Source organism: Pseudomonas putida (assembly GCF_001941965.1).
Taxonomy (GTDB): Bacteria; Pseudomonadota; Gammaproteobacteria; order Pseudomonadales; family Pseudomonadaceae; genus Aquipseudomonas; species Aquipseudomonas putida_L.
Genome location: NZ_MKZO01000047.1, coordinates 49815 through 69153, shown reverse-complemented (window position 1 = coordinate 69153; position 19339 = coordinate 49815). Strand labels below are relative to the sequence as shown.

19 protein-coding genes and 2 pseudogenes are annotated in these 19339 nt (G+C 65.3%); 8 read left to right on the top strand and 13 right to left on the bottom strand.

The genetic code is table 11. The features are described from left to right. Window positions 1-179 precede the first annotated feature (179 nt). Together PSEMO_RS23695 and PSEMO_RS23690 are read right to left on the bottom strand one after the other, a co-directional pair. Window positions 180-716 (bottom strand): DUF3833 domain-containing protein, encoded by a 537-nt coding sequence (locus PSEMO_RS23695; RefSeq protein WP_075805376.1) that lies wholly within the window; start codon window positions 714-716, stop codon window positions 180-182. 2 nt (window positions 717-718) lie between these two features. Then, window positions 719-1270, bottom strand: a complete 552-nt coding sequence (locus PSEMO_RS23690) for a chalcone isomerase family protein (protein WP_075805375.1) — start codon at window positions 1268-1270, stop codon at window positions 719-721. Window positions 1271-1409: 139 nt separating this feature from the next. On the opposite strand from PSEMO_RS23690, the gene PSEMO_RS23685 reads away from it, so the two are divergent. The 3 genes from PSEMO_RS23685 (at window position 1410) to PSEMO_RS23675 (ending at window position 3903) form a co-directional block, all read left to right on the top strand. Next, window positions 1410-1955, top strand: coding sequence for a lipocalin family protein (locus PSEMO_RS23685; RefSeq protein WP_081430324.1), 546 nt, complete (start codon window positions 1410-1412; stop codon window positions 1953-1955). Window positions 1956-2105: 150 nt separating this feature from the next. Continuing rightward, window positions 2106-2801 carry a tRNA (adenine(22)-N(1))-methyltransferase gene (locus PSEMO_RS23680; RefSeq protein ID WP_075805374.1) on the top strand — a complete coding sequence of 232 codons (696 nt, stop codon included), beginning with the start codon at window positions 2106-2108 and terminating at the stop codon, window positions 2799-2801. A gap of 238 nt (window positions 2802-3039) precedes the next feature. Then, window positions 3040-3903 (top strand): sensor domain-containing diguanylate cyclase, encoded by an 864-nt coding sequence (locus PSEMO_RS23675; protein WP_075805373.1) that lies wholly within the window; start codon window positions 3040-3042, stop codon window positions 3901-3903. A 32-nt stretch (window positions 3904-3935) separates the two neighbouring features. On the opposite strand, the pseudogene PSEMO_RS33900 reads toward PSEMO_RS23675, so the two are convergent. Both PSEMO_RS33900 and PSEMO_RS33895 read right to left on the bottom strand, forming a co-directional pair. Further along, window positions 3936-4280: pseudogene (locus tag PSEMO_RS33900) on the bottom strand (glyoxalase superfamily protein); the annotation flags it as partial. A 21-nt stretch (window positions 4281-4301) separates the two neighbouring features. Continuing rightward, window positions 4302-4709: pseudogene (locus PSEMO_RS33895) on the bottom strand (NUDIX hydrolase); the annotation flags it as partial. Between the two features lie 309 nt (window positions 4710-5018). Here PSEMO_RS33895 and PSEMO_RS33585 point away from each other — a divergent pair. Next, window positions 5019-5159 (top strand): hypothetical protein, encoded by a 141-nt coding sequence (locus PSEMO_RS33585; RefSeq protein WP_178392045.1) that lies wholly within the window; start codon window positions 5019-5021, stop codon window positions 5157-5159. Window positions 5160-5166: 7 nt separating this feature from the next. Here the strand turns inward: PSEMO_RS33585 and PSEMO_RS23665 are convergent, their stop codons facing one another. The 3 genes from PSEMO_RS23665 to PSEMO_RS23655 form a co-directional block, all read right to left on the bottom strand. After that, on the bottom strand, window positions 5167-6120 hold the full coding sequence (locus tag PSEMO_RS23665) for a D-2-hydroxyacid dehydrogenase family protein (RefSeq protein ID WP_075805371.1): 954 nt from the start codon (window positions 6118-6120) through the stop codon (window positions 5167-5169). A 120-nt stretch (window positions 6121-6240) separates the two neighbouring features. After that, window positions 6241-7284 (bottom strand): ABC transporter substrate-binding protein, encoded by a 1044-nt coding sequence (locus PSEMO_RS23660; protein WP_075805370.1) that lies wholly within the window; start codon window positions 7282-7284, stop codon window positions 6241-6243. A gap of 325 nt (window positions 7285-7609) precedes the next feature. Then, window positions 7610-8581, bottom strand: a complete 972-nt coding sequence (locus PSEMO_RS23655) for an AraC family transcriptional regulator (RefSeq protein ID WP_075805369.1) — start codon at window positions 8579-8581, stop codon at window positions 7610-7612. A gap of 202 nt (window positions 8582-8783) precedes the next feature. On the opposite strand from PSEMO_RS23655, the gene antA reads away from it, so the two are divergent. From antA to catA, 4 genes are read left to right on the top strand one after another with little or no spacing between them, the layout of a single operon-like run. Then, window positions 8784-10172, top strand: coding sequence for an anthranilate 1,2-dioxygenase large subunit (gene antA, locus PSEMO_RS23650; RefSeq protein ID WP_075805368.1), 1389 nt, complete (start codon window positions 8784-8786; stop codon window positions 10170-10172). Beyond that, window positions 10169-10660 carry an anthranilate 1,2-dioxygenase small subunit gene (gene antB, locus PSEMO_RS23645; protein ID WP_075805367.1) on the top strand — a complete coding sequence of 164 codons (492 nt, stop codon included), beginning with the start codon at window positions 10169-10171 and terminating at the stop codon, window positions 10658-10660. Before antA ends, antB begins: the two co-directional genes overlap by 4 nt. 11 nt (window positions 10661-10671) lie before the next feature. Then, window positions 10672-11706 (top strand): anthranilate 1,2-dioxygenase electron transfer component AntC, encoded by a 1035-nt coding sequence (antC, locus tag PSEMO_RS23640; RefSeq protein ID WP_075805366.1) that lies wholly within the window; start codon window positions 10672-10674, stop codon window positions 11704-11706. Window positions 11707-11738: 32 nt separating this feature from the next. Further along, window positions 11739-12653, top strand: a complete 915-nt coding sequence (gene catA, locus PSEMO_RS23635; protein WP_075805365.1) for a catechol 1,2-dioxygenase — start codon at window positions 11739-11741, stop codon at window positions 12651-12653. Between the two features lie 121 nt (window positions 12654-12774). On the opposite strand, the gene PSEMO_RS23630 is transcribed toward catA, so the two are convergent. The 6 genes from PSEMO_RS23630 to PSEMO_RS23605 all read right to left on the bottom strand — a co-directional run bounded on the left by PSEMO_RS23630 (window position 12775) and on the right by PSEMO_RS23605 (window position 19111). Then, window positions 12775-14184: a methyl-accepting chemotaxis protein gene (locus PSEMO_RS23630; protein WP_075805364.1), complete on the bottom strand. Its 1410-nt coding sequence runs from the start codon at window positions 14182-14184 to the stop codon at window positions 12775-12777. Between the two features lie 83 nt (window positions 14185-14267). Continuing rightward, a complete protein-coding gene (locus PSEMO_RS23625; protein ID WP_075805363.1) occupies window positions 14268-15200 on the bottom strand; it encodes a SphA family protein in 933 nt (310 codons plus the stop codon). 39 nt (window positions 15201-15239) lie between these two features. Further along, window positions 15240-15776: a flavin reductase family protein gene (locus PSEMO_RS23620; protein ID WP_075805362.1), complete on the bottom strand. Its 537-nt coding sequence runs from the start codon at window positions 15774-15776 to the stop codon at window positions 15240-15242. Window positions 15777-15788: 12 nt separating this feature from the next. Next, window positions 15789-17027, bottom strand: coding sequence for a styrene monooxygenase/indole monooxygenase family protein (locus tag PSEMO_RS23615; protein ID WP_075805361.1), 1239 nt, complete (start codon window positions 17025-17027; stop codon window positions 15789-15791). Window positions 17028-17071: 44 nt separating this feature from the next. Continuing rightward, window positions 17072-17857 (bottom strand): SDR family oxidoreductase, encoded by a 786-nt coding sequence (locus tag PSEMO_RS23610; RefSeq protein WP_075805360.1) that lies wholly within the window; start codon window positions 17855-17857, stop codon window positions 17072-17074. A 3-nt stretch (window positions 17858-17860) separates the two neighbouring features. Then, window positions 17861-19111: a dienelactone hydrolase family protein gene (locus tag PSEMO_RS23605; protein ID WP_075805359.1), complete on the bottom strand. Its 1251-nt coding sequence runs from the start codon at window positions 19109-19111 to the stop codon at window positions 17861-17863. Window positions 19112-19339 lie beyond the last annotated feature (228 nt).

The window sequence follows — 19339 nt, the reverse complement described above, 5'->3', positions numbered from 1 at the left end:
CCGCTATCGCTGGCAAGCCAGCTCCCACAGGTTCTGTGCCAGGCTCAAGGTCCGAGGTGATCCCTGACCCATATCGGCACTGGCACACCACCATTCCTGAAGGCTGCGGTGAACCTGTGGGAGCTGGCTTGCCAGCGATGAGGCCGACAGCTACACCATGAACCTCCAACACTCCTGACTCATGGCGTACCCTGCGGCAAGCGCCGGAAGAACAGGGTGATCTGCCCGACCTCCACACCCAGCTTGCTCATCCGCGTGCGATTGATCAGGGTGTCGTCGTCCATCAGGTACATCCAGTCATCCATATCCATGGTCCAGTGCCGGCCATCCACCGGCAGGTCCAGGCGATAGCGCCAATGCAAGGCATTGCCCGCGACCTCGCCGAGCGCCTCGCCAATCACGTCGCCGGCGGTACCGCGCCAGCGGCCGGGGCCGTCCGGCACCAGGATCCAGGTCCGCTGCTGGCGGGTGCCATCGCTGTAGACGAAGCGCTCATCGAGGATCAGCTTGTCACCGTCACGGCGACTGGTGACCTGAACGTGAAAACGCTTGACCACCTCCCCCGAACGCTTCTGGAACATGCCCCAGGCCTCCACGGGCCGGTCGAAGAAGGCGACAAGGTCGAACTTCGGTTGCTCCTGGGCATAGTCCTCGACCTCGACATTGCCGCAAGCCGTCAGCAGCACACAGACCAGCGCAGTCAACAAGGCGCGCATCGTCACTCTCCTCGATTCTCCGCGGCCAGCCCGACCAGGCGCTGGCGCAGCTGTGGATCACGGGCCCGCGGGTCCAGCCAGATGGCGAAAAAGGCCCGGGCGAACGCGACATCCGCGACCTGATGGCGCAACTGGTCACCGACGTAGAAACGACAACCCTCCCCGGGCAGGTAGACCCCGGTGATGCGCATGCCCGGCAGCACATCGACGAAGGCTTCGCGCATTTGCGCAGTCCAGCGTTCAAGCACCGCCTCAGACAGTTTGTCGCCCTGCAGCCGGCGCATCTCGTCCACGCTCGCCTCGACCAGGGTGTCCCGGGAAAGGCGCCGGTGGTAGGTCAGTTCCAGGGCGAAGGGTTGCGCCCAGTTCAGCGGTGTGGCCGGGCTCCAGGTCCGCGCGCTGTACAGGCGCAGGCCGAACCAGGTGAAATCGCCACTGCCCACGGCGCGAGCGCCCGGCAGCGCGGCCTGCCAGTCGGCCAGGGCCGGGGTCGACAGGGCCAGCAGGCAGAATGCGATCCGGACCAGCCAGCGACGTTCGCCCGCAGTTGCCATGGGCCTGACTCCTCGTGGGGGGACATCCTGTACAGGTATATCTGTTTGTACAGTTTTCGCCGGGAAAGTTTGTACAACTTTTCCGGACGCGACGCCTCCAATCTTCAAGAGCCGGTTACCCAAGCCCCTGGAGGTCGAAATGGCTATGCGCACACCCTTGCTGCTGTCCTGCGTGATGCTGGCTTTGGCCGGCTGTTCCAGCACCGACCACGGCACCCCGCCACCGACCACCATGCAGGTGGACCTCAAGCGCTACCAGGGCACCTGGTACGAACAGGCACGCTTGCCGATGTTCTTCCAGCGCAACTGCGTGCAGTCCGAGGCGCACTACGGGCTGCGCGAGGACGGCAAGATCGATGTGACCAACCGCTGCAAGGAAAAGGACGGGGAATGGAATGAAGCCAAGGGCATCGCCGAGGCCCAGGTCCCGGGCCGGACCGACAAGCTCTGGGTGCGCTTCGACAACTGGTTCAGCCGCCTAGCGCCGGAGATGACCAAGGGCGAGTACTGGGTGCTGTATCACGATGCCGACTACAAGGTAGCCCTGGTCGGCCATCCGAACCGCGAGTACCTGTGGCTGCTGTCGCGGGACAAGGACATCAGCAGTTCCACCCGCAGCGAACTGCTCGGGATTGCCCGCAAGCAGGGGTATGACGTCGGCGAGCTGATCTGGCGCCAGCCCTGAACGGGCTGACGCCAGGCGGCATTGACCTCGATACCGGCCTCGGCCTGGCCGGTACGCGGGGGATCGTCAGGAGGATTTGAAATTACCGGCAATGCCCTCCAGAATCGCCAGCCGATCCGCTCTCCCCGCCGCCGAACAAGGGCTCCCCGCTTGAACCACCAGACACTCTCCCGACGCCTCGAACGCGTCGCCGCCCATGTGCCGGCCGGCGCACGGCTGGCCGATATCGGCTCGGACCATGGTTACCTGCCGGTAGCGCTGATGCGTCGTGGCCTGCTGGAGGCCGCGGTGGCCGGGGAAGTCGCGCTGACGCCCTTCCAGGCGGCGCAACGCAGTGTCCGCGAGAACGGGCTGGAGGCGTCGATCAGCGTGCGCCTGGCCAGTGGCCTGCAGGCGATCGAAACCCAGGACCGGATCGACGTGATCACCCTGTGCGGAATGGGCGGCGAGACCATTCGCGACATCCTCGAAGCGGACCAGGCACGGCTCCAGGGCCATGAGCGCCTGGTGCTGCAGCCCAATGGCGGCGGGCAGCCGTTGCGCCTGTGGCTGATGGCGCACGGGTACCGGATCGTCGCGGAGGAGGTGCTGCGGGAAAACCGCTTCGATTACGAAATCATCGTCGCCGAGCCCGACGGGCCGGTGCTGTATAGCGCCGAGGAGCTGTATTTCGGGCCCTTGCTGATGCGTGAGCGGAGCGAAGCGTTCCTGGCGAAATGGCGGCGGTTGTTGCGCCTGAAGGAAAAGACCCTGGCGGGATTGAGCGGGGCGAAGCGGGCGGTGCCGGAAGAGAAGACCCAGGAACTGGCACAGCAGATCAAATGGATTGGCGCGCTGATTTCGTAGAATGTCGATCAACGCCGTCCGCCAAGATATCAAACCGCCAGCTATATTTTCCCTGATCCCCAAGCCCGCACTTTTTATCCCCTTTTTCTGCCATCGTTTTTCTGCTTATGTACGCTGTATTTGGCGCCACACCACCGTTCCAGAACGGCGCCAAGCGACAGGAAGTCTGCCAGATCGCTCGCCCGGGCCTTATTCGGCCAGGCCATGCCCTAGCGTCACGAACCGGACTACCTGACTTATGCCCGTTGACCTGCAAGCGCTGTACCCCAAGCTTATCCACCTGATGCTGGATACGGTGTTCGTGGTCGACCGGGACGATCAGATCGTTTTCGTCAGCGATGCCTGCCACGCCCTGCTGGGCTACCGTGCCGACGAGCTGGTCGGCACGCCGATCACCCGCTACATGCACCCCGAAGACCTGCCCTCGACCCGCGCCTCCATCGTCCGGGTGATGAACGGTCAGCCGCATTTCGACTTCCGTAACCGCTACCTGCGCAAGGATGGTGGCGTGGTGTACATCCTTTGGGCGGCCTTCTGGTCCGAGGAAGTCGGCGCGCGCATCGGCGTGGCGCGCAATGTCACGGCCCTGGCCAAGGCCGAGGAGGAGTTGCGCTTTCTCGCCCATCACGACCCGCTGACCAAGCTGACCAACCGCTCCCTGTTCAGCGACCGCCTGGAGGCCGCCCTGCATATCGCCCACCGGCACAAGACCACCTTCGCCCTGCTGTTCCTCGATATCAACGACTTCAAGGGCATCAACGACGACCACGGCCACACCATGGGCGACCGCGTGCTCTGCGTGATCGCCCAGCGCCTGCAAGGCTGCGTGCGCGAAACCGATACGGTGGCGCGGATGGGTGGCGACGAGTTCATCGTGCTGCTGACCGACATCCCGTCGGATAATGCCGTCTCGGAGAAAGTCGCACAGATCCTCGCGGTCATGGCCGAGCCGCTGGACGCGGACTTCGACGGGCTGGCCATGCCGACCTGCAGTATCGGCGTGGCCTGCTATCCGGCCAATGGCGAGGATGCCGATACCCTGCTGAGCCATGCCGACGGGGATATGTACCGGATCAAGCGGCGACGTAGAGGGGCTTGCTGAGCCAACAACCCGGCCGCCAGCAGACCCATGGTTCACCCCTCGCAGAATCTGATTCGATTGCCGAACGGATCATGCACTTCCAGCACCTTGCCCCAGCCCTGTTCGACGATATCCGGACGGGCATAGCCATAGCGTTTGTTACGCAACTCATCCCGTAACGACTCGATGCCCTGCACCGGTACGAACAGCGTCGTGCCCGGGCTGGCATCGCCATGGTGTTCGGACAGGTGCAGTTGCAGGCCGTTGCGACGGATACCCAGGTACAGCGGCAGGTCCGCTTCGAAACGGTGTTCGAATTCGACCTCGAAACCGAGGAAGTCCAGATAGAACTCCCGGGCCTTGGTTTCATCGAACATGCGCAGGATCGGGATGGCGCGCTCCAGACGAATGGCAGGCCGGGCTTTCAGGGCCTTGCCAACGAATTCCAGGGCGCGCTGGAAGAGCGGATCACAGTCCGCGAGCGGCAACTGATCGAGAGGCGCCCAGAAGAAATCGAAACAATGCCCATGGTCGTCCAGGGTCTGGTGCGACCATTGTTCGGCGAGAGGGCCGGAGACACGACACAGGTGGAAGGACCAGACCTGCTCGCGGTGACCGGATGCCCACAGCCCCAGGTCGGCCTCGAGGGTCGCGGCCGTAATGCCCGACTCCTCGGCCAGCTCGCGCAAGGCCGCCGCACCCGGGGTTTCACCCGGCTCGATACCGCCCTTGACCAACTGCACCCCGGCCACCGGGTGGCGAAACAGGAGAATGCGCGGGGTCGGGTCGGCGGACAGGACCACGGCACAGGCCTTGGTGGGATGCATGACGAATTCCTTGTCGAAACGGATGGCCCGTCATCATACGGCACTGCGCAGTTGCAACCAGTCACAACTGCATCGCAAACAAAAATGAACGTTATTGAAAGTTGCCGGCCTGAGCATTATGAATCTGGCATGAAATTCTCATGCAAGAACTTGAAACATATACTCAAGCCGTTAATTACTCGTTTTCCCCACCCAACAAAAACACAGGGGGTTCCTATGAGTTGTCTGATCTGCGCGGGTCGTGCCGAATCCGTCGAGTGTTCCCCGGGGTGGGAAGAGCGCCGCTGCCCACAATGCGGGTGTTACCGGATGTCCCAGTCGCTGGTGCTGCTGATGATGAACGAAGGCCAGATCTTCGATTCACCGAAGATGCGTGCATGGCTGGAAGTCAGCCGCAGCCAGGTACCGGTACCGTCGATCGATTTGAAACAGGCGATCATCGTTCAATAGCCGAGTTTCAATTGGCGACGTTCTTCGGCACGCCTTCGAAAAATGCCACGACATTGTCGAACGCATCACCGAAATACAACTCGTACCCGTTCTTCTCGACGTAGCCAAGGTGCGGTGTCGCCAGCACCCGTGGATGCGTGAGCAACGGATGCTGCGGATCGAGCAATGGCTCCTGCTCATACACATCCACCGCCGCAAACCCCGGCCGCCCGGCATCCAGCGCCCGTAGCAAGGCTCCCGGCGCGATCAGTTCGGCGCGGCTGACATTCACCAGCAAGGCGTCGGTTTTCATCCGGCTGAGGTCTTCGAAGGTCACCCCATGACAGGTGCTGTCGGACAGGCGCAGGTTGAGCGTGACGATATCCGCCTCGGCAAAGAACGCCTCCCGCGACAGCGCAGCCCGATGACCCTCGGCTTCAGCCGCCGCCCGGCTGGTTTCGCTGCCCCACACCAGCACCGGCATGTCGAACGCCCGGGCATAACGCGCCAGACGCTGGCCGATCTTGCCGTAGCCCCAGATACCCAGGGTCTGGCCCGCCACGGCCTGGCCCAGGTTGACCTGCCAGCGCCCCTGCCTGAACGCGTCGATCGCCGGAACCAGTTGCCGGCGAGCATTCAGGATCAGCGACCAGGCCAGTTCTGCCGGTGCCACCGGCGAGCCACGCCCCTCGGTAACGACGATGCCCCGGGCCGTGCAGGCGTCCAGATCGATATGCCCGGAGACCTTGCCGGTCTGGCTGATCAGCCTGAGTTTTGGCAAGCGCTCGAGCAAGGCGGCGTCGATGCGGGTGCGTTCGCGGGTCAGCACCAGGGCGTCGGCATCGATGAAGCGCGCGGCGAGTTCGTCGAGGGATGCGGGCTGGACGTGGTGAAGCACGGTGACCTCGTGGCCGGCCAGTCGCGCGAAGCAGTCGAGCGTGCGAATCACATGCTGGTAATCGTCGGGAATGACTATGTGCATCGGGAGGGTCCAGGCGAGGGATCGAGAGGGGTGACGATAGCCGAACCACGATGGAAATGTCTCGGGAAGCCGGACTTGCCGGCGGTCCGGGTAAACCCGCACCGGCCGGCCAGGTCGAGGCTAGCGCGCCGCCCAGGCGTTGAAGCGCTCCTCCAGCTCCTCGCCGTGATCCACCCAGAAGCCCGAATCCACCAGCAGCCCCTGTTCCAGGTTGGCCGGCGCCGTCGGCAACTGCGCCTGGATATCCGCCGGCAAGGCGCTCAGGGTCTGCTTGTTGACCGGACCATAGGGAATGTTCGACGAGAACACTTTCTGGTTCTGCGCCTGACTGGCGAAGACGATGAATTTCTCGGCCAATGCCTTGTTCGGCGAGCCCTTGACGATGGCCCAGTGGTCGGGGTCGTAGAGGCCGCCATTCCAGACGATGCCCAGAGGGGTGCCCTCCTTCTGCGCCACGGCGATCCGCCCGTTGTAGGCGGCGGACATCACCACGTCATTGGCCGCCAGCCATTGCGGCGGCTGGGCGCCGGCCTCCCACCACTGGATCGAGGACTTGATCTGGTCGAGCTTGGCGAAGGCGCGGGTCACGCCCGCCGGGGTAGCGAGCACTTTATAGAGGTCGGCGCGGCTGACGCCGTCGGCCAGCAAGGCCGCTTCGAGGGTGTACTTGGCGCCTTTGCGCAGGCCGCGCTTGCCGGGGTACTTGACGGTGTCCCAGAAATCCGCCCAGGACGCCGGCGGCGTCGCCAGCTTCGCGGGGTTGTAGGCCATGACCATGGACCAGACATAGCTGGCCACCCCGCATTCACTGACGGTATTGGCGATGTACTGCTCGCCGTTGCCGAGCAGGGCCGGGTCGATCTTCTCGAACAGGCCTTCCTCGCAGCCGCGCAGCAGTTCCGGGCTTTCCACCTCGACGACATCCCAGGAAACCTGCCCGACGCTGACCATCGCCTTAACCTTGGACAGTTCGCCGTTATAGTCGCCGGCCACCACCTTGCCCGCCCCGCTCTGCTCGAACGGCTTGAAATAGGCCTGGCTCTGGGCAGCCTTGGTCGCGCCGCCGAAGGAGATCACCGTAAGCGGGTCAGTCGCCGCCAGGGCATGGCCCGCCGCCAACGTGAACAGTACAGCCAACGCGCACGCACGCATTTTCATAGACATCGACACTTGCTCCCTACGTCTCAAGGTAAATGCCGGGTAGCCGCGAACAGCTGGCGCGGGTCGTCGACCCCGACATGGTTGGCACAGACAGTCTTGAAAGGGCAGTAAGGCGGGTGCGGGTCTTGTTATTCAGCGCCCCTGGCACCGGCCGGTATCGAGCGCGTGGAGTGCGCGTCGTTTTTGTTGTTCGAGTAGGACGGATGATGGGGCAGGCGCAGGGTTAGGCAAATTATTAAAAATGTTGGGGTTGAGCAGGAAAAAGCTTTGCTGGGCCATTGATCGCTGGCAAGCCCATAGGGTGTTCGTCGACCTTGCCTGGCGGTGTTCAACGCAGGCGCGCGAGCGTGCCTGAGGGCGACTCGCCGAACGCCTTGCGGTAATCACTGGCAAATCGCCCCAGGTGCCCGAAGCCCCACTCCAGTGCCACGCTCGACACACTCACCACCGCCCCGCCACTCAACAAGGCGCTGCGCACCGCCTTCAGGCGGTAATGCTTGAGATAGGCCATCGGCGTCAATCCGTGATGGCGACGGAAGGCCTCGTATAGCTTCTCCCGCGAAACCCCGGCCACCTGCTCCAGATCGTTCAGCCGCAGCGCCTCCCGGGCATGGTCCTGGAGAAACTGCCGGGCGCGGACCAGGTAATGCGGGATCCGCTCCTGCCCGCCCTGCTCCAGCTCATCCGAATAGTTGTTCGGCTGCGCCAGCAGCAACGCCCGGATCAGCAAACATTCCATATCCCGTGCCAGCCGCGGCTGGGCATACAGCGCGCTGAGCGGCCCCCAGTTATCCAGCAACTGGCGCACACTCAACCACCAGGCTGCCACTTCCTCACGGCCGATATCCATTTCCGCCCGAAAGCGGATCGGCTCGCGCAAGGGCCGCTGCAGCATCTCCTCGGCCACCTCCTCCAGCGCCCGCCGATGCACCACCACCTGGAGCTTTTCACAGTCTCCGCCCAGCTCCAGCGAATGCGCCTCCAGCGGTGACACCACCAACCCGCACGCCGCATCCGAACGCACCTGCGCCCGTCCGCTGCGCAAGCGCTGCCGCCCGCGCAGGGGCAGGCTGATGCTGTAGGCGTCCAGGGAACGGATATCGATATTCACCGCCGTGCCATAGGCGATCCGCCCGAGCACCGTGCCCAGCGCCGGCAGGCGCGTGCCCAGGTGGCTGAAGCAGAGCTGTTCGGGATGCCGCGAGCGCAGCAGGTGCGGGCCGCAGATGGCGCTCATCCACTGCTGCGCCTGGGTCAGTTCGGCGCTGTGGGTGTGCAGGGTGGCGATGGCACGGTGCATGGGCGTCTCCTCGGTGGACTGACTTGATTGTCCGGGCTCTGCGGCCCTTCCCACTATCCATTTTCTGCAGCTATTTGCCCGCCCGCCATCCACCCGCTGCAAGGACGGAAGAAATGGCTGGTCAACGCCCACTAAGCGGCTAGAGCGACCCCGCCACCAGCGCTTCAATCCGGCACAGAACACAACAACGAGGACACGCCCGATGAGCGCCCGCAACCTGAGCCAATGGCAAGACTACGTCCAGGGCTGCCTGGACTTCCGCCCCGTCGAGGGGGTCTACCGCGTCGCCCGCGATATCTTCACCGAGCCGGAACTGTTCGACCTGGAGATGGAGCTGATTTTCGAGAAGCAGTGGATCTACGCCTGCCATGAAAGCGAAATCAGCCAGCCCAACGACTTCCTGACCCTGCGCGCCGGGCGCCAGCCGATGATCATCACCCGCGACGGCAACGGCGAACTGCATGCCCTGATCAACGCCTGCCAGCACCGCGGCGCGACCCTGACCCGCCAGGGCTCGGGCAACCAGTCGACCTTCACCTGCCCCTTCCATGCCTGGTGCTACAAGAGCGACGGCCGGCTGGTGAAGGTCAAGGCCCCAGGGGAATACCCGGAAGGCTTCGACAAGGCCACCCGCGGCCTGCGCAAGGCGCGCATCCAGAGCTACAAGGGCTTCGTCTTCATCAGCCTCGACAGCCAGGCCAGCGACTCGCTGGAAGACTTCCTCGGCGATGCGCGGATCTTCTTCGACATGATGGTGGCCCAGTCCCCGACCGGCGAACTCGAGGTGCTGCCGGGCAAGTCCACCTACACCTACGACGGCAACTGGAAGCTGCAGAACGAGAACGGCCTGGACGGTTATCACGTCAGTACCGTGCACTACAACTACGTGTCGACGGTGCAGCACCGCCAGCAGGTCAATGCCGAAAAGGGCCAGGGCGACAGCACCCTGGACTACAGCAAGCTGGGCGCGGGCGATGCGGAAACCGATGACGGCTGGTTCAGCTTCCACAACGGCCACAGCGTGCTGTTCAGCGATATGCCCAACCCGGCCGTGCGCCCGGGCTACGCCAGCGTCATGCCGCGCCTGGTCAGCGAATACGGGCAGGTCCGCGCCGAGTGGATGATGCACCGCCTGCGCAACCTGAACATCTATCCGAGCCTGTTCTTCATGGACCAGATCAGCTCGCAACTGCGCATCGTCCGTCCGGTGGCCTGGAACAAGACCGAAGTCACCAGCCAGTGCATCGGGGTCAAGGGCGAGTCCGCCGCCGACCGGCGCAACCGCATCCGCCAGTTCGAAGACTTCTTCAACGTTTCGGGCATGGGCACGCCGGACGACCTGGTGGAATTCCGCGAACAGCAACGCGGTTTCCAGGCCCGCCTGGAACGCTGGAGCGATATCTCCCGGGGCCATCACCGCTGGACCGACGGCGCCACTCCCAACAGCGAAGCCCTGGGCATCCAGCCGGTGCTGACCGGCCGCGAATTCACCCACGAAGGCCTCTACGTCAACCAGCACGGCACCTGGCAGCGCCTGCTGCTCGAAGGCCTGGCCCGTCGCGCCCTGCAACCGAAGGAAGTCCAAGCATGAACCTTTCCCTGCACTACGCCATCGAGCAGTTCCTCTTGCGCAAGGCCGAGCTGTGCGACGCCCAGGACTGGGACGCCTACCTGGAGCTGTTCGACCCGGACAGCCTGTTCCACCTGCCGCAGTGGGAAAGCGAGCACCGCTATGTCGAAGACCCCGACCAGGGCCTGTCGTACATCTACTACGAGGACCGCTCCGGCCTGGAAGACCGGGTGTTCCGCCTGCGCACCGGCAAGTCGGCGGCGTCCACCCCGCACCCGCGCACCCTGCACCAGATCAGCAACCTGCGGGTCCGCGAGCTGCAGGACGGGCAGTTCGAGGCGCGGGTCGCCTGGCACACCCTGTACGCCCGCCAGGGGCGTCAGGGCAGCTTCTTCGGCCACTGCACCTACCAACTGCGCCAGGACGGCGAAAGCTTCCGCATCCGTCGCAAGCAGGTGCTGCTGCTCAACGACACCATCGACTCCGTGCTCGATTTCTATCACCTCTGAGGGCTGCCGCCATGTCCCATAACGTTGCCCTCAGCTTTGCCGACGGCAAGACCTTCTTTATCGCGGTCAAGCCCAACGAGCTGTTGCTGGACGCCGCCTTGCGCCAGGGCATCAGCCTGCCGCTGGACTGCCGCGAAGGGGTGTGCGGCACCTGCCAGGGCCGCTGCGAGTCCGGGCGCTACGAGCAGGAATACGTCGACGACGAAGCCCTGAGTGCCCGCGACCTGGCCCAGCGCAAGATGCTCGCCTGCCAGACCCGCGTGCAGTCCGATGCCACCTTCTACTTCGACCACGACTCCAGCCACTGCCATGCCGGCGAACCGCTGCGCCTGCAGAGCAAGGTGCTGCGGGTCGAGCAGGTCTCGGCCAGCACCGCGATCCTCCACCTGGATGCCGGCGCCCAGACCGACACCCTGCAGTTCCTTCCCGGCCAGTACGCCCGCCTGCAGGTGCCGGGCACCGACCAGTGGCGCGCCTACTCCTTCGCCAACCGGCCGAGCCCCGGCAACCAGTTGCAGTTCCTGATCCGCCTGCTGCCGGACGGGGTGATGAGCAACTTCCTGCGCGAACACTGCGCCCCCGGCATGGACATGCAGCTGGAGGCGCCGCTGGGCAGCTTCTACCTGCGCCAGGTCGAGCGGCCGCTGGTGATGGTCGCGGGTGGCACCGGCCTGTCGGCCTTCCTTGGCATGCTCGACGAGATCGCCGAGCGTGGCGACTGCGGCTACCCGATCCAGCTGTTCTACGGGGTCAACCAGGAAGCCGACCTGTGCGAGACCGCACGCCTGGAGGGCCTGCGCCAGCGCATCCCCGGCTTCGAGTTCACCCCGGTGGTGAGCCAGCCGGGTGCCGGCTGGAGCGGCCGCCGCGGCTATATCCACGAGCACTTCGACGCCGCGCGGCTGAACGCCCAGCCCTTCGACCTGTACCTGTGCGGCCCGCCGCCGATGGTCGAGGCAGTGAAAGGCTGGGTCGCCGACCAGGCCCGGGGCGAGGTGCAGATCTACGCCGAGAAATTCCTGCAAAGCGCAACGACCCGAAGCTGACCCGAACAATCACAACAAGAGAGGTACACATCATGACCGTAGCCATTTCCCACACCGCCGACCTGCAGACCTTCTTCGAGGAAGCTGCCGGTTACCGCAACGACGACGGCAACCCGCGAATGAAGCGCATCGTCCTGCGGGTCCTGCAGGACGCCGCCCGGCTGATCGAAGACCTGGAGATCAGCGACGACGAATTCTGGACTGCCGTGGACTACCTCAACCGCCTCGGCGGGCAGAACGAGGCCGGGCTGCTGGTGGCCGGGCTGGGCCTGGAGCACTTCCTCGACCTGCTGGCCGATGCCCGCGATGCCAGGGTCGGCAAGGTCGGCGGCACGCCGCGGACCATCGAAGGGCCGCTGTATGTGGCCGGCGCACCGATTGCCGAGGGTGAGGTGCGCATGGACGACGGCAGCGAGGACGGCACGGCCACGGTGATGCTCCTCGAGGGCCGGGTACTGGACCTGGGCGGCGCGCCGATCGCCGGGGCCACCGTGGACCTGTGGCATGCCAACACAAAAGGCAACTACTCGTACTTCGACCAGAGCCAGTCGGCCTACAACCTGCGCCGGCGCATCCTCACCGACGCCGAAGGGCGCTACCGCGCGCGCAGCATCGTGCCCAGCGGTTATGGCTGCAACCCCCAGGGGCCGACCCAGGAATGCCTGGACCAGCTGGGCCGTCACGGGCAGCGGCCGGCCCATGTGCACTTCTTCATCTCGGCGCCGGGGTACCGGCACCTGACCACCCAGATCAACCTGTCGGGTGACCGGTACCTGTGGGATGACTTTGCCTATGCCACGCGGGACGGGCTGGTGGGGGACGTGACCTTCAGCGAGGACGGGCGTGAGGCGCACATGAGCTTCGACTTCGCCCTGCAGGGGGCGGCGAGTGCCGATGACCAGGAACGCAGCCAGCGGCCTCGGGTGATGCAGGGGCAAGGTGCCTAGGATTTTGCAGGGCACTTGATGGCCCCATCGCTGGCAAGCCAGCTCCCACAGGTTCAGCGGTGCACGCGATCCCTGTGGGAGCTGGCTTGCCAGCGATGAGGCCATCAGCAACACCACACCTTCAGCGATCGAAATACCGGGCCAGACTCAAGAGATTCTCCGACTGCAGCTTCAACTCCCCACCCAACCCCTCCGCCACCCTCGCCTGCTCCACACTCCTTCCGATCGCCTCGACATTCCCCTGCAACTGCTCATCCAGCAACTGCACTACCTGCTCCTGCTCATGCATGGCCACGGCGATCTGCTGGCCCAGGCTATCGACACCCTGCAACTGCCCGGCCACCGCACTCAAGGCGCTGGCCACCTCCTGCACCCGCCCGGCACCGGCCCGGGCCAGTTCCTCGCAGTGCCGGGCAACTTCGCGATTGCGCCCGTTGGCCTGCTCCAGCCGCTCCAGCAACGGGCGGATCCGCGCCGTGGCCTCCTGGGTCCGCGCCGCCAGTTGCCTGACCTCGTCGGCCACCACACTGAACCCGCGCCCCGCCTCACCGGCACGGGCCGCTTCGATGGCGGCATTCAGCGCCAGCAGGTTGGTCTGGCTGGCAATCGCATCGATCAGGCTGGTGAAGCCGCCAATGGCTTCCACCTCCTGCGCCACTTCCCGGGCCGCGCGGGCACTGGAACCGATGGCCTGCTCCAGCGTGACCAGCGCTTCCCCGGCCTTGCGCGCCTGTTGCTGGCCCTCGCCGGCCAGCGTGCTCGCCTCGCCGGTGGACTGGCTGGCAACCTGGACATTGCGCGTAACCTCCTGGATGGTCGCCGCCAGTTCATGCAACGCAGTCGCCACCTGCTGGTTGGCATCGCGCTGGTAATCCAGTTGCCGGGCCTCGTCGCGGATCATTCCGGCCATGTCCCGCGCCTGTCCGCCCAGACCGGCCCCGGCACTGGCGATGCGCACCAGGGCCGCCTGCAAGCGTCGCTCTTCGCTGCGCAAGCCCCAGGCAACCTGGGCCAGGCGGGTGTCACCAGGCAAAAAGCCGGCAAGCCAGGGGTCGCTGCACACCTTGGGATGGTCCTTCAACAAACCCGCGATCCGCCGCCGCCAGAACAATCCGCAAACGCCGGTTCGCAACACCCGCCACCAGAGCGCCCCGCCCGGGTGACCATGCCGTGCGATGCGCTGGTAACCCCGGCGTGTGGGCTCGATACGCGCCGCATCCAGCGCCACGAATACCGCGCCATAACCGCTGATACCGGAGGCCCCATGCACCGGCTTGATATACAGCTCCAGCCACAACTCGCCACCGTCGCCACGCCGATGGCACAGCGGGCCCAGCCATGGCCGGCCGCTGGCCAGGGTCTGCTGCAGGTGCTCGACCAGGCGGCGCGGTACCAGTGGGTGCAGCAGGTCGTCGAGCGGCCTGTGCTGTAACGCCGCCGACGTGAGCCCATGGGCCTGGCAGAACGCCTCGGTGATAAACACCAGCCGCCCTTGCAGATCGGTCCGGCAGATCAGTGCATCGATATCCATGGCACACCCTCAAAACACTCAAAAAAAAGGCCTGCCCCCAAGGGCAGGCCAAACGCTGATGAAGACTGACCCACGCCTCCCGATCAGAAGTGATGGATATAACGCACCTGCAACCGCGACCCGTCCGGACGGTTTTCCACGTCCTGTTCGAAATAGGCGTTGAACACCAGGTGATCGTCCTTGGAGAAGCTGTACATCGCCCCCGGCCCGATGGCCCAGACTTTCTCCCGGCGCCCGGAGACTTCATGACCATCCACCCGGGTATCGCTGATCTGCTTGAGCCAGTAGCCATTCACCCCCAGGCGCAGTTGCGGGGTGAGCGCATACTCGGTGGCGAAGTTGGCGTGCAGGGCCTGGCCGGCCTGGATATCGCCGGCATCGCCAAAGCCATAGCCCGGATCATGGTTCTTGAAGTTGTACAGGTAGTGAGCCCGCACCGAGGCGGTCCAGTCCGGGGTGAACCAGTAGGTCGCCGCCCAGTACGGGTTGAACGACACGGCGTTGTTGCCCGGGTTGATGTCCTTCTTGTCGCTGTATTCACCGATCGGCAGGTTGACCTGCAACTCGATGCGGTGGACGAAGCGCGGACCGTCCTTGCCCATGATCGGGTCGAACTGGATGAACGGGCCGATCAGCCAGTCGCCTACTCCGCCCTGGTCCTTGAGCGCCGCATTGTCGAGACCATCATCGACTTTCATTTTGGTGACGATAGGCAACACGGTGTTCAGGCCAAGGCTCGCGTTGCCCAGGCGCAGGTCCGAGAGGTAGCTGACCTGGGTCACCGCCACCTGGTAATCCAGGCGGGTCTTCGGCAAGCCCAGCTTGTCGCCATTGGCGTCCACCAGGCGGTTGGCGCTGTAGTTCTGGAAGTACTGCTGCAGGTACCAGCCCGGCCCCGCCGGCAAGCCGCCGTCGAGAAAGCTGGTGAGCCCGAGGTTGACCACCGGCAGGTCATAGGCCTGGGCGCTGCCGGTGGCGAGCGCAAGCGCGCAGGCCAGATAACACGGATTTTTCATGCAAGGCTCCTGGATACTGTTGTTGTAGGTGGCAGGAGATCAGCGGGCGAGTTCGGGGTGCGCGATGGCGACCCGGTATTGCCCGGCGTGGAAGACCAGCGGTTCTCCGCCGCTGTGTCGGTAGTGCTCGATTTCACCGAGGAAAATCAGATGGTCGCCGCCCTCGTACTGGGTCAGGTTGCGGCACACCAGGGTGGCGATGGCACCGTCCAGTACCGGCACACCCGCCGTGGCTTCGACATGCCCGATGCCGGCGAACTTGTCCGCCGCCGGCCGCGCGAAGTGCCCGGACAGGCCGTGCTGGTCACTGCCCAGCACATTGATCGCGAAGTGGCTGGCATTGAGGAAGTCGTTCACGCTCGGCGCCGTGCGCGCCAGGCTCCAGAGCACCAGCGGCGGGTCCAGGGACACCGAGGAAAACGAGTTGGCGGTCATCCCGACCTTGCGCCCGTCGGCGCCACGGGTGGTGATCACCGTGACCCCGGTGGCGAACTGGCCGAGCAGGTTGCGCAGGGCGCGGGGCTCGCTGCCGTCGGCGGCGATCAGGTCGGGAGGCAGCAGGTGCAGTGCGTTCATCGTGGTCATTCCTCAGGCAGCGGCGCGGGACAGCTTGTCGACGAAGGCCTGGCAAGCCTGGGCATCGAACCACCAGGGGGCGAAGCGGCGCGGGTCGTCGAAGTTGTTGGCGATCACCGAGGCCAGGGTCTGCGACTGGCCGGCGGCACCGAGCAGGTGCAGCAGGTGCTCGGGTGGCGGCAGCAGCATGCTGTTGGTCCAGCCCACCACGTGCTGGGCGTAGTCCCAGTAGCGCTCGAAGGTCTGTTCCATCCAGCCGGCGGTGAACGGTTGGTCGCCGCGGGCGAGGATCGCGTCGAGGTAGACCTTGCTGCACTTGGCGGCGTTGTTGGAGCCCTGTCCGGTGATCGGGTCGTTGACCACCAGGGCGTCGGCCATACCGAACACCGGCAGCCCGGACGGCAGTTCCAGTACCGGCTTGCGCACCATCGGGGTGAAACGCCCGGCGAGCACGCCGCCGGCATCGGTCAGCTCGACATTGCGGCAGCGCTCGGCTTCCCACGGCACGTAACGGCGGATGATTTCCAGGCTGCGTTGCAGGTGCTGCTCAGGCGTTTGCACATCCTGCCAGCAGTCCATCGGGCCGCCGGGCACGCCTTCGAAGACCATGATTTCGCACGGCCCGCTCAGGGTCAGGGCGGGGAACACGAAGTACTCGCCCACCCCCGGAATCAGGTTGAAGGCCACCCGCGAGTACGGCGACATCGGCGTCATGCCCTTCACATAGGTCAGGGCCAGGGCCCGCTGCGGCTTGTCGAAGTGGCTGCGTTCGGCATCCCGGGGGAATTGGTTGACGATCTCGCCCTTGCCTGCGGCCAGCAGCACCAGGTCGTGGCTGGCGGCCAGGCGTTCCAGTTCGGCGGTGCCGACATCCTCGATCTTCAGCTCGCCGCCACGGCGGACGAACTCATCCATCCACGCCGGCATCTTCAGGCGCTGGTCCACGGCCTGGGCGTAGCGCTCCAGGCGCGCACTCCAGTCGATCACCTTGTGCCCGGGCTGCTCCGGGTGCGGCACGCTGAGGCCGATGCCCTCGACCGCCGGGCACTTTTCTTCCCAGAAGTTCAGGCCCAGGTCCCGTTCGGTCTGCAGGGCGGTGTTGAACATGCACTGGCTGGACATGACCTTGCCGGCACGGATCTGCTCGGCGCTGCGGTTGGTGCTGATGCTGACCTGGTAACCGTGGGCGAGCAGGCCCAGGCCCAGCTGGAGTCCGGCCTGGCCGGCCCCGACGATGGCGATGCGACGCATTGGAGTGTCTCCTGTTGTTCGAATGTCTTGGGGGAAAAAGCGATCTATTGCGCCAGCCGGGGAATGGCCGGCAGGTTGCGTTCCGGGCCCATCACCGAGTAGCCGCCGTCCACCGCGTAGTCCGCGCCGGTCACGAAGCTGGCCGCTGGCGAGCAGAGGAAGGCCACCACCTGGGCCACTTCGGCCGGGTCGCCGAGGCGTCCGAGCAGGTGGTAGTCGGCGGCTACCCGGTCGGCCTTGGCACGGTCGCCGCCGCTGACTTCGGCGATCACCCGCGACCAGGTCCAGCCCGGCGACACCGAGTTGACGCGAATGCCGTCGGCGGCCAGGTCCATGGCCATGCAGCGGGTGAGCTGGGCCATGGCGGCCTTGGACACCGGGTAGAGCCAGCGCCCGGTCTGGGCGCAGCCGGCGGAAATCGAGGTGAAATTGACCACCACGCCGCCGCTGGCCTTGAGGTCCTGGTGCACCGCACGCACCAGTTGCACCGCCGACACCAGGTTGATATCGAGGGCGCGCAGCCATTCATTGCGGTCGGAGGCGATGCCCTGGTCGAGGTAGCTGCACGCCAGGTTGATCACCATGTCGATACGGCCCCAACGCTGGCGGACCTGGCCCAGTGCGTCGCTGACCGCGGCATCGTCGGTCAGGTCCACGGCAATGAAGAGACCGGCCTCGGCAAAGCCCGCCGCCACTTCACTGCCCCCGGGATCGATATCCAGCAGCGCCACCCGGGCGCCTGCGGCGACCAACGCGGCGGCTACCGCCGCGCCGATCAGGGTCGCGCCACCACTGATCAGCGCCACCTTGCCTTGCAGGTTCATGGACATGGCTCAGCCCTCGATCGGCAGGTCGGCGCTGGCGGCCCAGCCGGGCATCAGCGTGTTGGAGGGCAGGCTTTCGTCGAGCAGCTTGTGCGCCGTGACCGCCCCGGCCACCGGCAGGCCGGCAGGGTCGAGCAGGCCGATCTGCACCAGCACGCTGGCCTGGTCCCAGTAGATATGCTCGTGGTAGAGCTTCGGCCCGCGGAACTTGACCACCCCGAGCATGGGGATCTCGACGAAGCGCCCGGTCGGCGCCACGCCCGGCAGCAGCCAGTCGATCTCGCGGTCGTGGGTGAAGCTCATGATGAACTCGTCGACGATCTGCGAGGCGCCGACGGTGCGCGAGATCGGCGTCAGGCTCATGTCCTTCGGGTTGCCATGCACGAAGTGGTAGCGATAGAAGCGCGCCAGCTCGCGGTAGCCGACGCCGCCGGTCATGGTCGGTATATGGTTGACGTAGGGCTGGGGCACCATGGTCGCCATGGTCGCCGGCACGTCGCGGGTATCGAACTCATGGCGGATATGTTCTTCCCACAGGTCCGACAGGTTGTAGTCCGGGCCGAGGGTGCGGCGCAGCGCGGCGATGCTGCGTTCATGGGCGAGCAGCGCCGAGGGCTTGTGGAAGTGATCCCCGGCGGGCCGGGCGAAGGCGTGGTCGACATTGGGGTAGACGTAGGCTTCGGTGCCGGGTTTCTGCTTGAGTGCGTTGATGATCGACTCGCGGGCGTCGGCCTGGCAGAAGCGGTCCATCTCGGCGAAGTGCAGGACCAGGCGGCCGCTGAGGCCTTCCAGTTCATGCAGTGCCTGTTCGATGCCGACGCCGTAGTAGCCGACGGCGCAGGCCACTTCCGGCAGGCGGCAGGCCGCGAGGTAGGCGAGCTTGCCGCCCAGGCAGTAGCCGACCACGCCAAGGCCGGCATCGCTGCAGGCGTCCAGGCCACGAAGATGGCCCAGGGTCGCAGCGATATCGCGGATGCCGTGGCCTTCGTCGAAGGCTTCGTACAGGGCGAAGGCGCGCTGGAAATCGGCTTCGTTGTAACCCAGGTCGACCCCGGCCTGCTGGCGCCAGTAGAGGTCCGGCACCAGCACGGTGTAGCCCTCCTCGGCCAGTTGGTCGGCCACCTCGCGCATGGCCGCGTTGACCCCGAAGATCTCCTGGCAGAGGACCACACCCGGGCCACGGCCATCGATGGACGTGGCCAGGTAGGCCTGGAACTGCTCGCCGGAGTCCGAGCGGACGTAGACGTAATGCCCCTTCATTGCGATATCTCCAGTCGTTGACGTTGGAGACATCTTCACGGGGTTGGGGGATCGGGGCTGTCCGCTGGGTGCGGGGAATGTCCGTTGGGTGCGGAAAGTTTTTGGACAATGAATCTGTCCCCTTTTTCTAACGCAGGATCTGCAGGAGCGCCCTGGTTGTGTAGATACCCCCGCCCATGCGGAGGGTTCTGTTATCCGGGCATTGCCAAACCCGTTACAAAAAGGTGA

Excerpts from the sequence above, each read along its gene's own strand:
- PSEMO_RS23695 (WP_075805376.1), bottom strand. The coding sequence starts at position 716 with ATGCGCGCCTTGTTGACTGCGCTGGTCTGTGTGCTGCTGACGGCTTGC.
- PSEMO_RS23690 (WP_075805375.1), bottom strand. The coding sequence starts at position 1,270 with ATGGCAACTGCGGGCGAACGTCGCTGGCTGGTCCGGATCGCATTCTGC.
- PSEMO_RS23685 (WP_081430324.1), top strand. The coding sequence starts at position 1,410 with ATGGCTATGCGCACACCCTTGCTGCTGTCCTGCGTGATGCTGGCTTTG.
- PSEMO_RS23675 (WP_075805373.1), top strand. The coding sequence starts at position 3,040 with ATGCCCGTTGACCTGCAAGCGCTGTACCCCAAGCTTATCCACCTGATG.
- PSEMO_RS33585 (WP_178392045.1), top strand. The coding sequence starts at position 5,019 with ATGTCCCAGTCGCTGGTGCTGCTGATGATGAACGAAGGCCAGATCTTC.
- PSEMO_RS23665 (WP_075805371.1), bottom strand. The coding sequence starts at position 6,120 with ATGCACATAGTCATTCCCGACGATTACCAGCATGTGATTCGCACGCTC.
- PSEMO_RS23660 (WP_075805370.1), bottom strand. The coding sequence starts at position 7,284 with ATGTCTATGAAAATGCGTGCGTGCGCGTTGGCTGTACTGTTCACGTTG.
- PSEMO_RS23655 (WP_075805369.1), bottom strand. The coding sequence starts at position 8,581 with ATGCACCGTGCCATCGCCACCCTGCACACCCACAGCGCCGAACTGACC.
- antA (WP_075805368.1), top strand. The coding sequence starts at position 8,784 with ATGAGCGCCCGCAACCTGAGCCAATGGCAAGACTACGTCCAGGGCTGC.
- antB (WP_075805367.1), top strand. The coding sequence starts at position 10,169 with ATGAACCTTTCCCTGCACTACGCCATCGAGCAGTTCCTCTTGCGCAAG.
- antC (WP_075805366.1), top strand. The coding sequence starts at position 10,672 with ATGTCCCATAACGTTGCCCTCAGCTTTGCCGACGGCAAGACCTTCTTT.
- catA (WP_075805365.1), top strand. The coding sequence starts at position 11,739 with ATGACCGTAGCCATTTCCCACACCGCCGACCTGCAGACCTTCTTCGAG.
- PSEMO_RS23630 (WP_075805364.1), bottom strand. The coding sequence starts at position 14,184 with ATGGATATCGATGCACTGATCTGCCGGACCGATCTGCAAGGGCGGCTG.
- PSEMO_RS23625 (WP_075805363.1), bottom strand. The coding sequence starts at position 15,200 with ATGAAAAATCCGTGTTATCTGGCCTGCGCGCTTGCGCTCGCCACCGGC.
- PSEMO_RS23620 (WP_075805362.1), bottom strand. The coding sequence starts at position 15,776 with ATGAACGCACTGCACCTGCTGCCTCCCGACCTGATCGCCGCCGACGGC.
- PSEMO_RS23615 (WP_075805361.1), bottom strand. The coding sequence starts at position 17,027 with ATGCGTCGCATCGCCATCGTCGGGGCCGGCCAGGCCGGACTCCAGCTG.
- PSEMO_RS23610 (WP_075805360.1), bottom strand. The coding sequence starts at position 17,857 with ATGTCCATGAACCTGCAAGGCAAGGTGGCGCTGATCAGTGGTGGCGCG.
- PSEMO_RS23605 (WP_075805359.1), bottom strand. The coding sequence starts at position 19,111 with ATGAAGGGGCATTACGTCTACGTCCGCTCGGACTCCGGCGAGCAGTTC.